The organism is Chryseobacterium sp., assembly GCF_045629545.1.
Taxonomy (GTDB): Bacteria; Bacteroidota; Bacteroidia; order Flavobacteriales; family Weeksellaceae; genus Chryseobacterium.
In genome coordinates, this window is record NZ_JAZQRK010000002.1 from 1 (window position 1) to 12,114 (window position 12,114).

At 32.1% G+C, this 12,114-nt stretch carries 13 protein-coding genes; 5 read left to right on the top strand and 8 right to left on the bottom strand.

The genetic code is table 11. The features are described from left to right. Positions 1 to 24: 24 nt before the first annotated feature. From uvrB to ACKI42_RS00410, 4 genes are all read right to left on the bottom strand, one after another. A complete protein-coding gene (uvrB, locus tag ACKI42_RS00395; protein ID WP_407401298.1) occupies positions 25 to 2,016 on the bottom strand; it encodes an excinuclease ABC subunit UvrB in 1,992 nt (663 codons plus the stop codon). A 52-nt stretch (positions 2,017 to 2,068) separates the two neighbouring features. Further along, entirely contained in the window at positions 2,069 to 3,448 is a 1,380-nt protein-coding gene (locus ACKI42_RS00400; RefSeq protein ID WP_407401300.1) for a M56 family metallopeptidase, read from the bottom strand. 2 nt (positions 3,449 to 3,450) lie between these two features. Next, on the bottom strand, positions 3,451 to 3,822 hold the full coding sequence (locus ACKI42_RS00405) for a BlaI/MecI/CopY family transcriptional regulator (RefSeq protein WP_407401302.1): 372 nt from the start codon (positions 3,820 to 3,822) through the stop codon (positions 3,451 to 3,453). A 212-nt stretch (positions 3,823 to 4,034) separates the two neighbouring features. Beyond that, positions 4,035 to 5,732, bottom strand: a complete 1,698-nt coding sequence (locus ACKI42_RS00410) for a helix-turn-helix domain-containing protein (RefSeq protein ID WP_407401304.1) — start codon at positions 5,730 to 5,732, stop codon at positions 4,035 to 4,037. Positions 5,733 to 6,404: 672 nt separating this feature from the next. On the opposite strand from ACKI42_RS00410, the gene ACKI42_RS00415 reads away from it, so the two are divergent. Further along, positions 6,405 to 6,629 (top strand): hypothetical protein, encoded by a 225-nt coding sequence (locus tag ACKI42_RS00415; protein WP_407401306.1) that lies wholly within the window; start codon positions 6,405 to 6,407, stop codon positions 6,627 to 6,629. 13 nt (positions 6,630 to 6,642) lie between these two features. Further along, positions 6,643 to 6,801: a hypothetical protein gene (locus tag ACKI42_RS00420; RefSeq protein ID WP_407401308.1), complete on the top strand. Its 159-nt coding sequence runs from the start codon at positions 6,643 to 6,645 to the stop codon at positions 6,799 to 6,801. Positions 6,802 to 6,844: 43 nt separating this feature from the next. On the opposite strand, the gene ACKI42_RS00425 is transcribed toward ACKI42_RS00420, so the two are convergent. From ACKI42_RS00425 to ACKI42_RS00435, 3 genes are all read right to left on the bottom strand, one after another. After that, positions 6,845 to 8,248, bottom strand: a complete 1,404-nt coding sequence (locus ACKI42_RS00425) for a tryptophanase (RefSeq protein WP_407401310.1) — start codon at positions 8,246 to 8,248, stop codon at positions 6,845 to 6,847. Positions 8,249 to 8,328: 80 nt separating this feature from the next. Next, entirely contained in the window at positions 8,329 to 8,946 is a 618-nt protein-coding gene (locus ACKI42_RS00430; RefSeq protein WP_407401312.1) for a DUF502 domain-containing protein, read from the bottom strand. Positions 8,947 to 8,950: 4 nt separating this feature from the next. Next, positions 8,951 to 9,532, bottom strand: coding sequence for a tRNA-(ms[2]io[6]A)-hydroxylase (locus ACKI42_RS00435; protein WP_407401314.1), 582 nt, complete (start codon positions 9,530 to 9,532; stop codon positions 8,951 to 8,953). 146 nt (positions 9,533 to 9,678) lie between these two features. Between ACKI42_RS00435 and ACKI42_RS00440 the strand changes: the two genes are divergently transcribed. Beyond that, positions 9,679 to 9,930, top strand: a complete 252-nt coding sequence (locus tag ACKI42_RS00440; protein ID WP_407401316.1) for a hypothetical protein — start codon at positions 9,679 to 9,681, stop codon at positions 9,928 to 9,930. A gap of 32 nt (positions 9,931 to 9,962) precedes the next feature. Here ACKI42_RS00440 and ACKI42_RS00445 read toward each other — a convergent pair whose 3' ends face one another. Beyond that, positions 9,963 to 11,054 carry an acyltransferase family protein gene (locus tag ACKI42_RS00445; RefSeq protein WP_407401318.1) on the bottom strand — a complete coding sequence of 364 codons (1,092 nt, stop codon included), beginning with the start codon at positions 11,052 to 11,054 and terminating at the stop codon, positions 9,963 to 9,965. A gap of 164 nt (positions 11,055 to 11,218) precedes the next feature. Between ACKI42_RS00445 and rplU the strand changes: the two genes are divergently transcribed. Both rplU and rpmA read left to right on the top strand, forming a co-directional pair. Further along, a complete protein-coding gene (gene rplU, locus ACKI42_RS00450) occupies positions 11,219 to 11,596 on the top strand; it encodes a 50S ribosomal protein L21 (protein WP_407401320.1) in 378 nt (125 codons plus the stop codon). 28 nt (positions 11,597 to 11,624) lie between these two features. Beyond that, positions 11,625 to 11,882, top strand: coding sequence for a 50S ribosomal protein L27 (rpmA, locus tag ACKI42_RS00455; RefSeq protein WP_034677604.1), 258 nt, complete (start codon positions 11,625 to 11,627; stop codon positions 11,880 to 11,882). The last annotated feature ends 232 nt before the right edge of the window (positions 11,883 to 12,114 follow it).

Below are 12,114 nucleotides of genomic sequence, written 5' to 3' on the forward strand. Positions count from 1 at the left end.
ATGCCGCCGAAATTATTATTAGAATTACCCTTTCAAAGCTAATATCTCGTCACGCAATTGTGCTGCTCTTATAAAGTCTAAATTCTTTGCTGCAGCTTCCATTTCTTTTTGCTTTCGTGCGAGTAATTTCTCTACATCTTCTGTGGCATAGGTAGATTTCACTTCGGCTACTTTTTGCAAAATTTGTTTTTGTGTGTATTTGGCATCAGGGAAATCTTTGCTTCTTCCTACCAAATTTTCAGATATTTTTTTATTTAAAGCCATCGGTACTTTACCGTGATCTTCATTGTATTTTATCTGTTTTTCTCTACGGTACAATGTTTCATTAATAGTAGATTCCATAGATTTTGTAATTTTATCAGCATACAATATGGCCCTTCCGTTAAGGTTTCTTGCGGCTCTACCCACCGTCTGTATCATAGATCTCCTACTTCTCAGCATTCCCTCCTTATCTGCATCCAAAATTGCTACAAGAGAAACTTCAGGTAAATCTAAACCTTCTCTAAGAAGATTGACCCCAATAAGAACATCAAAAACTCCCAAACGAAGATCTTGCATAATCTGTATACGTTCTAACGTTTCCACATCTGAGTGAATATATCTTGTTCTAATCCCGAATTTTGTGAAATACTTCGTCAACTCTTCCGCCATTTTTTTTGTTAAAGTAGTTACCAAAACCCTCTCGTCAACAGCAGCTCTTTTATGAATTTCTTCCATCAAATCATCTATCTGATTGATTGTAGGACGAACTTCAATAATTGGATCCAATAATCCGGTAGGACGAATAATTTGCTCTATATAAGCGCCACCAGTTTTTTCCATCTCATAGTCTGCTGGAGTAGCAGAAACATAAATCACCTGATTTTGAATAGCCTCAAATTCTTCAAACTTCAAGGGTCTATTATCCATTGCAGCAGGTAATCTAAAACCATAATCTACCAAAGCTTCTTTTCTACTTCTATCGCCTCCGTACATCGCATGAACTTGCGGTACTGTAACATGACTTTCATCGATTATCATTAGATAATCTTTTGGGAAATAATCTAACAAGCAGAAAGGCCTTGTACCGGGAAGTCTACCGTCTAGATAACGAGAATAGTTTTCTATACCAGAACAATATCCTAGCTCTTTTATCATTTCAAGGTCCAGTTCTGTTCTTTCTTGAAGTCTTTTGGCTTCTAATGGTTTGCCAATTTCTTGGAAGAAATCTACTTGTTTCACCATATCATCTTGAATATTTCTCACAGCACCATTTCTAGTTTCTTTTGAGGTAACAAACAAGTTGGCAGGATAAATCTGGATTTTGTCAAAATCTGAATCTACATTTCCTGTTAGTGGATCAAAACTTTGTATTTTTTCTATTTGGTCTCCAAAAAACTGAACTCTTACTCCATTATCAGCATACGCAGGATATACATCTACCACATCTCCTTTTACACGAAATGTTCCACGCTGAAAGTCTCCCAAAGTCCTAGAGTACAAAGCCTCAACCAGTGCATGAAGTAATGCGGTACGCGTTGTTTTTTCTCCTATTTCTAGTGAGATAAGAGATTTGTGAAACTCGGTAGGATTTCCTATACCATAGATGCAAGAAACTGATGCTACAATTAAGACATCTCTTCTCCCCGAAAGCAAACTTGCAGACGCAGAAAGCCTAAGTTTTTCTACTTCTTCGTTGATGCTCAGATCCTTTTCAATATAAGTTCCCGAGCTTGCAATATAGGCTTCAGGCTGGTAATAATCGTAGTAACTTACAAAATATTCAACCGCATTATCTGGAAAAAACTCTTTAAATTCCATAAAAAGTTGTGCCGCCAATGTCTTATTATGCGCTAAAACCAAAGTAGGCTTTTGTACATTATTAATAACGTTAGCTACCGTGAAAGTTTTACCAGAACCTGTAACTCCTAGTAAAGTCTGATATTTTTCGCCAATATTAAGACCTTCCGTCAATTTTTCTATGGCAGTGGGTTGATCTCCAGTGGGTTGATATTCTGATTGAAGCTTAAATTTCATCTTGCAAATTTAGCAAATAAAAAAGAGTCCGATGCCGAACTCTTTGTAATTATTATTTTTTAAACGATTCAAAACTCATTGTGAGTGGAAGTTTAAATCTATAGGCAATTGGCTCACCATCCTTGGTTGCGGGTTTCCATTTTACGTTTTCAGTAATCTTATTAATTACTCTTGTGGCTTCTTTATTGAAAAATTCATTATTTCCAATCGAAGAAATAGATGTTACCGAGCCATCCTTTTCTATCGTAAAATTTATTTCAGCTCTGTGTAAACCATTTTCAGTTAAAGGGAAAACAGAACCATCAAAATTCTTTGAAATTTCAGTTCTAAATATATTAATTCCTCCAGGATATTCAGGATTAGTTATGCCTTTAGATTCACTATTATAAACGTTAGCGTGATTTGTAGAGGTCTCTTTGTGAACTTTATCAATATTTTCTTTTATTGATTTGGAAGGAGTAATGGTATCTGTAAGAATAGTATTTTTTTTAGATAGATCAATATTTTTAGCCTTTTCAAAAAGCTGAATGTAGTTAGAATCCTGCTTTGGAATGCTATCTTCGGATAAAGTAGGATTTGCGTACACTTTTTCTGCAAACACAAATGTCAAAATAGCAAACGCCGGTATTGACACATATCTTTTTGCCAAGGCAAACTTAGAATTTTTCTTAGTCATCATAATAAATCGTATTTTGGTGTTGTTGTAATTAAATTGATGCGTAAGTTTTAGATTTTGTTGTACTAAAACTTCATTTAAAATAAGTTGTTGATAGGTTTTGATATTTTTATTTTGATAGATTACTTCCTCATCTGCTATAAACTCATGGTTGGTAATTACTGTACTTTTGTACAAGTAGATATATGGGTTGAACCACGAAAAAGCTTTAATAACCTCAATAAACAGGAGGTCTACAGTATGTTTTTGCTTCACATGAACTTCCTCGTGCAAAAAAATGCGTTCATCAATAGTATTATTTTTAAAATAACTTTCGGAAAAGTAAATAGTGTTCCAAAAGGTAAAAGGTGCCATTTCTTGCTCTAGCAGAAAGATATTTCGATCTTTATACTTCATTTTTCTACCTTTTAAAGTTTTAATTTTAAAAATAGAATAAAGCATTTTAGCCAACATCAGTCCGCAGATAACGCTATAAATTATCATAAGTAAAAACTGAAAATCTAAACTTCCAGATTCTGTTTGTACAACGTTATGAGTAATAGATTGTGGATTTTCTTGTTCGAAAATTAACATCGATTTTTCTGCAACATTTTTTGTTAGTTCAATGCTGATAAATGGGATCATATAAGATAAAGCGATACCGATTATCAGATAAAAACGATTAAAAACCAATGTTTTTTCTTTCGCTAGAAATGCATAGTATAAACCTAATACAATCCCCGAACATCCTATTATTTTTATGATAACGGTTTCCATTGTTATTCGTCTATTTGTTGGTCTATAATCTCACGAAGTTCTTTCAGTTGTTTTTGGCTCATCTTTGTTTTTGACGTAAAAAATGAAGCAAATTGCGATACGGAACTGTTGAAAAAACGATTGATCATCGTATTCATTTCCTCTTTGAAATAATCGCTTTTTTCCACTTTTGGATAATATTCTCTAGAATTTCCAAAAAGAGTATAACCTACCAATTCTTTATTTTGCATCCTTTTTATCAAAGTAGCAACAGTGGTAACTGCAGGTTTTGGTTCTGGGTACGTTTCTAAAATCTCCTTCATGAAAACCTTTTTTTTATCCCAAAGAATTTCCATGATTACTTCTTCTGCATCAGTCAGTTTTATTTCTTTCATATTCTACATTTTACAATATTGTTCTACAAATGTAGAATTAATTTTTATTTCACCTAATTATTTTTAGTTAAATTTTTAATAATCTGATGTTTACATAAAAAAATCGGGTTTAGAAATTTCTTCTAAACCCTACTAATACTCGTTTAAATATAAAAATTATGCTTCTTCTAAATGCACAGAAAAATGTCTTAGGTTTCTAAAATTTTTTTTTTCTATGATAAATCGAAAAATTCTTTGGGTGATTTTCCATATTTTTCTTTAAAAGCCGTAGCAAAGAACTCAGGACTTCCAAAACCTAATTTTGAAGATATATCCTTGATTTTTTGGTTTCTGAATTGAGGATCTGTTTTAAGTTTTTCATCAAGATACTCAAATCTTAAATCTGTAAGATATGCGTTGAAGGTTTTTCCTGTTTTTATCTTGATTACTTTACTAAGATATTTGTCGTTTGTATTGAATTTTTGTGCCAAAGCAGTCAATTTAAGATCTTGCTCAAGATAGCCTAAAGATTTTTCAAACATTTTCATAGCAATGATGATTTGGTCTACAGTAAGTTTGTTGATTGGTCGGTACGAATTGTAGTCAATTTCGTCCTCATGAAAACTTTCTGTGGTTTTTGGTTGTAAATTTTCCTCTGTAAATTTTTTATCCCTTAAATTGTGAACATCAGAAAACTCTTTTATTTCAGGCTTCTTATTGGATTTTACTTTCTTAATGACATAATAAATTACAGCAAGAGAACTTAGAAAGATGATTGCGTAACTCATGAAGTCGCTGAAGGTCTGTTTCTTTTCTGCATTATTTCCCTCTTCTATTTTATATTTTTCATCAAATTCTTTAAGCTTTAGTTGTACGTCGCTACGTATATCTTTTTCATATTTATCATATTCTAAAAGATCATTTAATGATGCCAATTGCTGTTCCGTATTTCCGTTTTTTTTGTAATATTCTGTGAAAAAATCAAAAGCTGGCCGAAAAGCCAAAGAAGTTTTTTTAGTTTTAAAATAATTATCTCTTATCTGTTTAAATATTGGGAAAGCTTTTTCTATTTGTCCAGATTTCCAATAACACTGTGCTAAAAGAAAATTAAAATTATCAGAAACTTGATAATTTGTTTTATTCATTAAAACTAGAGCAGTTTTTATCTTAAGTATCGCAGATTCATATCTCCCCATGTAAAAGTCGTTGGAACCGTCTGTAATATATACGGCAAATTTAGAAGAATTTAAACCTTTGTTTTCCTTATAAAAACTGTAAGATTCTTTAATTAAAGTTTCATTTTCATTATGGTATTTTAATTTTGCATTTGCCAGAATCAATAAAGTTAAATAATTACTATACCAAAGTTTATTATCGGTGTTTATTTGATTTTTTCTAAAGTATAAGTATTGGTGTTTAAAAAGTTTTTGAGCCTCCTGATCCTCGCCTATAATAGATTTAAGTTTTCCGATTGTTGATAAAGATTTCCTTGCAAATTCTTCAGAATTTTGACTTTTAAAATAATCGTAAGATATAACAGAAAATTCTGCTGCTTTTTTATAATCGAAAATCAGTAGACTTCTATTTCCTATTGTGAAGTATGAATTTCCAATTTCGACTTGATCTTTTAGCTTAATTGATAAGTTTAGTATACTATCTGCGTATTTTATACCAATGCTATCAGTAGCTGTTACAGATGCGTTTTCATAAGCCTTCAATAATTCTTTAGAATTTTTTTCAGCTTTTGCTAGTTCAACATATTGTTGGGAAAGAGCAAAAGATTGTTTTCTATCTGTAGTTGAAAAAATATCTTGCTGAATTTTTTCAAATTTTGAAAATGTCTCAGGTTTTGTATTTTCCTGTCCTTTTATTACATCAAAAGACAAAGTTAAAAACAAAATAAATATATAAAACCGTATAGGATTTCTCATTGATAGTATAGATTGTATGCAAAATAACGGAAATTTTTCGATTAAATATATACAGATGGTAATGGGTTGGTATTCAATACTTAAAATTTTAAATTTTTCTTTTTAGAAAGGTTGTTTTCCTTTTGGAAAAGATAATTTTTCTCTTCGTATATACAAATTTTCTTTTCACTTAGCTCAGGAATTTTAACGATTTGGAAAATGGTTTTTTGCGATTATATATTTGTCTCAGAAACAAAATAAAACCCTAAAAATTTAAACTGATAAAATTATGAAGGAAAAAACCAATTGGGTGACAAATCCAACGAAAACACAATTTGTTATAAGCATAATGCTCTATACAACCAACTTAGCGATATTGTTTACCGCAATGACAAACTTTTTTCAAGAACCATTAGACGTACAAAGCAATTATGTGTTATTGTTTCTAAATATTTCTGTAACAATAATGATGGTTAAAATCACTAGAAATTTTTTCAAAAATCAAAAAGCATGATGAGTCTAAAACTATTTCTTGCCGCCGCAGTATTTGTGCTAATTCTTTTTTCTTTCAGTTTTTTCTTTGATCAAGAGATTGGAGAATCTACAATAAAAATCTGTATACAAAGTTTACTCTCAGGAGTCCTATTTTATGTAATATTATCCTTTTTATTAAAAAAAATCACGAAATAAACTATGAAGCCAAATATTAAAAACATTTTAGTAAAAGCAATTCCATTTTTGATCATAGCCTTGATTTTTGTTCGTTTTTTTAGTTCTTCCATTTTCGATACGATGATTTCTTACGGAAATGAAGAAATTAAAGAAATTGTAAAGAAATCCTTCCTTTGGGGAATTTGCTTCGGAGCGATTATCGCAATTTTTATAAAATATCTTAAAAAATTTACAAAAAATAATTAAAAAATATTAAATTATGAAACCATTAGCCTTACTTTTAGTTGTTCAGACATCAGCTGTATTATTTACAAAATATTATCAGGATATGTGGGATCTTCCATCTATTATTAGTTTTGGTAGTCTTTTGGCTTTCTCGGGATACTTAATAGTTTATTTGGTGAAATTTATTAAGTAGATATAATTAGGGCGCAAAATCTTTGATTTTGCGCCCTAATTATTTATTTTGGTTGTAATTCTACAATTCCATCAGCTTCTTCTAAATGCACAGAAAAATGTCTTAAAATTTCTGGTTCCCATGTAATTTGGTATCCTTTTGTGATTTCGTTTCTTCTTTCATACACATTTTTCACGGCTGCAGCGATGTAATCCATGTGATTATTGGTGTACGTTCTTCTAGGAATCGCCAAACGCACCAATTCTAGCTTTGGATAACGGTTTTCTCTGGTTTCAGGATCTCTATCTGCCAATAAAGTTCCAATTTCTACCGTTCTAATTCCTGCTTCTTTATAAATTTCTAAACCTAAAGTTTGTGCTGGATATTCTGAACGAGAAACATTTGGCAAAAAGTTTAAAGAATCAATAAAAACAGCGTGTCCACCGATGGGTTTTTGTATCGGAATTCCATATTCTATAAGCTTATTTCCTAGATATTCTACCTGAGAAATTCTGCTTTCAAGGTAAGCAAATTCTGTAGCTTCGTTTAGTCCAACAGCCAAAGCTGCCATATCTCTTCCCGCCATACCGCCGTAGGTGATAAAACCTTCGAAAATAATGGTAAAATTTGAAGCTTTTTTGTACAATTCTTCATCATTTAAAGCTATAAATCCACCAATGTTTACCAATCCGTCTTTTTTAGAACTCATGGTCATCCCTTCACCATAAGAAAACATTTCTTTGGCAATTTCTTTGATGGTTCTGTTTTCTTGTCCAGCTTCTCTTTTCTTAATGAAATAAGCATTTTCGGCAAATCTCGCAGAATCAAAATAAACCGGAATTCCGTAGCGATCTGAAAGTTCTTTAACTGCCTTCATATTTTCAAGCGAAACAGGTTGCCCACCGGAAGAATTACAAGTAATTGTTACCAAACAAAACGGTATTTGCTCTTTTGGATACTTTTTATAGACTTCTTCTAGTTTCTCTAAATTGATATTTCCTTTAAAAGGGTGCAGATCATTTATATCAAAAGCTTCATCTATAGTGCAATCTATAGCATGTGCTTTTCTTATTTCAATATGTCCTTTTGTAGTGTCAAAATGAGAGTTTCCGGGTACAATGTCGCCATCTTTTACCAATACAGAAAACAAAACATTTTCAGCGGCTCTTCCTTGGTGAGTAGGAAGTAAATATTTGTATCCAGTAATAGATTGTACAGTATTGTGTAATTCTTCAAAAGAACGAGAGCCTGCATAGCTTTCGTCGCCCGTCATTATTGCTCCCCACTGAGTATCTGACATCGCTCCGGTGCCAGAATCTGTAAGAAGATCTATAAAAACTTGTGAAGATTTTAGATTAAATAAATTAAACTTTGCTTCTTTAAGCCAAATTTCTCGTTCTCCTCTGGTGGATTGACGGATTTCTTCAACCATTTTTATACGAAATGGTTCTGCATAAGGTAGTTTCATGAGTATGTAGTATTAATTATAGTAGTAGATTATGAAAAAGAATTTCTAAATAAAAGATGTTTTAAAATGAATAAAGAAAATTATTCTGGAGCTTTAAAAACGTTTTCATCAGAATGAAAACCTGCTACACCACCACTTACCGCAAACTTCATTGCTGCAGCTGCATTCATCCCTATTACAGGTTTTATATTTTTTTCTTCGGTTACAATAACCCATCCAGATATGGCATAAGAATGAGGTAGATACACTGCAACATAATTTTGCTTTTCTACATCCGCCATTTCTTTTTGTGTAAGAAAACCAATTCTCCAGATTTCCGGATTTTCGTTGGTTTTTACCCAAACAGGATCGTTGAATTTTTTCTTATCACCAACAAATGAAGACATTACATCCTTTGTAGGCGAATAAATATGTTTAATACCTGGAGTTTTCTCTAAAATACGATCGATAGCATCAACGAAGAAACGCCCAACTACGAATTTATTACCTAGATAACCCAACAACGCAGTGGCAACTAATGTGGATACGAAAACGAGCCCAGGAATTTCTTTGGCGACAGAAGGTATAATATTGTCTATGGAAGATATAATATACCAAATAACAAATATGGTTAATCCAATGGGACCAATGATTAGTAATCCTTGAAAAAAATTTTTCAAGAACATATTGGTCATATTTTCAGCTGTTGGTTTCTTCAATTTTTTATCCGTGTATGCTTCCTTTGTTACCGTAAGATTGTATTACTTTGGCTTCATATTCTAGCCATTCTTCCCACCTTTTGTTTACTGCTTCTGGCTCGCCCAATTCTCTGGCAAACCCAATGAAAGTAGTGTAATGGTTGGCTTCAGAAATCATTAACTCTTTATAAAATATTCGTAATTCTTCATCCTGAATATTTTCTGTTAAAACTTTGAATCTTTCGCAACTTCTAGCTTCTATCATGGCAGCAAAAAGCATTTTGTCTACAATCATTGTATCTCGATGTCCACCTTTTTGGATAAAATTTACCAACTCGTTTACATAATCGTCCTTTCTGGTACGCCCAAAAATATAACCGCGTTTTTTGATGATTTCTAAAACTTGTCCAAAATGTTCTAACTCTTCCTGTGCAATCGCCAAAAGTTCCGTCACAATATCTGGACGTTCTGGAAGCATGGTAATAAGACCAATAGCATTGGTTGCTGCTTTTTGCTCACACCAAGCATGGTCTGTAAGTATTTCCTGTAGATTTCCCTCTGCAATATTTGCCCACCTAGGGTCGGTAGGAAGTTTCAGTTTGAACATTGTTGTGAATAATTTGGTGTAAATTTAATTAATAAAAATGAAATGTTACTGCATGTAATTTATTGATAATTGTTTTTTTTTTTTTTTTATTTTTATATTCGTGGCACAATGTTGGATGTTTTGAATTATCATAAAAAAATATTACTATGAATACTAAAATATTTACAAAATGCCTTGAAAGGTTATCGATTTCTATTTTTTCTTTATTCCTCGGAGTATTATCTTTTGCACAAGATTCTGGGAATTCAGCAGACACTAGGGTAAAAGTTACTACTACGGGTACTACCACTACTACAACGGAAGAATGGTATTCTAATCCTATCTATTGGGTAGTTGGAGCTATTCTATTTATCATTTTAATTGCTATCATTGTAAGAGGAAATTCTAATAAGAATTAAGGACTAGACACTTAATCATGTTAAAAACCGCGCTATAAATGTGCGGTTTTTTTGCGTAAATAAGCTAAAATATTCCAGCCCGTTGTATCTACTTTCTTTAATCCTGCAGAGATAACAAACGCTAATATCACATTTATAGTATATATAATAGGCATTAGAATCCACCATTCTAAAGATTCTTTCATCGGAACAACAAGAAAATAAACCAATGAAGAGCTAATCCCCTGGCCAAAATAAAAGAAAATTGCATTTTTCCCGATATAAGTGATGAAGTTGTCTTTTGTAATTTTTAAACGGTTGTAAAAAACAAACAACGTCGTCAAAGAGAAGAAAGTCCAGATAATATATGGCGTTTGTGGCGGGAATTTCTTTTTGTTGATTTTGAAAAATATTTCATTTCCGTAGTACCAAAACATCCAAAATAGAGCTGCGGCAACCAATCCGTAAAGTACCGGAATCATCTTTGTAGGGACTTTTTTTCCTTTCATTTTGTTTCCAATCAGAAATATAGCCATGTAGAAAGCTACATATCCAACTTGCCCGTTGGGATAATATTCTGGGAAAACATTAAATAAGATTGTTAAAGCTATGCAAATTCCTAAAAACCAATTGATGTGTTTTGGAAAGAATTTTAAAATTAAAACGCCAAACACGGTAAGGATATAATAGACTTTCAGATACCAAAAACTTCCCATTACTACCGGGAAAGTATCTGCATTGGTGTATTCGTGTAAATACCAATTTCCGAGATTTTGCCACTGTGGACTGGTAGATACACTTGTTGCCGAATATTTAGATCCAAAAGTAGAGTAGAAGCTCTGAAGCCATTCTAAAGAAAAAAAGGTAAGCCCAAAAACTTTAAAAAAATAATCGAGGAAGAAAAGCAGCGTTACAAAAATCATGTAGGTAATCTGCAATTTGAGCAATCTATAAAGGGTTTTCTCGATATTGTTACCCGAAGTTACTCCACTTAATGCATAAAAAAGTGCCACATCGAAAACCAAAGAAAAAACTCGAATCTCTGGGATAATGTAAAATTGCCCCGACCAAAATGCAGTATGTATAAATATAATAGAAAGGGTTGCCAAACCTTTGGCAAAATCAATATAGAGGTCTCTTTGCATATAGATTGAATATAATTTTCAAAAGTACAATTATTAGCAATACGATATTCCACAATAAAAAGGAATTAATTTTATTTAAAATCATACAAAAATAAAATTTGTCTTACTTAATTGAAATATAATCAGTACATTTGCACCTCGAATTAACTAAAAATTTATAGACAATGTTTGCAATTGTAGAAATAGCAGGGCTTCAATATAAAGTTGAGCAAGACCAGAAGTTGTTTGTGAACCGTTTGAAAGGAGATAAAGGAGGAAAAGTATCTTTCGATAAAATCTTACTTACTGTAAACGGAGCAATCACTGTAGGCGCCCCAGCTGTAAGCGGTATCACTGTAGAGGCAGAGATCTTAGAGCACGTAAAAGCTGATAAAGTAATCATCTTCAAAAAGAAAAGAAGAAAAGGTTATGAAGTGAAAAACGGACACAGACAATCTCTTACTCAAATCAAAATCACTGGTATTACAGGATTTGAAGGAAAAAAAGCAGAGAAGCCTGCTAAAAAAACAACTAAAAAAGCTGACGCTGAAAGCGCAGAATAATTGTTTAACCAAAAAACCTTAAAATAAAATGGCACATAAGAAAGGAGTTGGTAGTTCCAAAAACGGTAGAGAATCTCATTCTAAAAGATTAGGTGTGAAGATTTTCGGTGGACAAGACGCTATTGCTGGTAACATTATTATCAGACAAAGAGGTACTCAACATCACCCAGGTGAAAACGTTGGTATGGGTAAAGATCACACTTTACACGCTCTTGTAGACGGTAAAGTAGTTTTCAGAAAGAAAGCAAACAACAGATCATACGTATCTATTGAACCAAACGCATAATTAACAAGCGTTTTATAAAAATAAATCCTCAGCATTATTGCTGAGGATTTTTTTATGTTCTAAAAATTTGTAACAGATTTTTTTTCTTGCAATTTTGATAAGAATAATATTTCTATAATCCCTATTAACCGCCAAACAGGATATTTGAAGAGAAGATACCAAAGATTAAAGCGATCAACGATTGTATATTTTTTATATATGTTTTTAGCTTCAATTGTGTTTGATGTGTAAG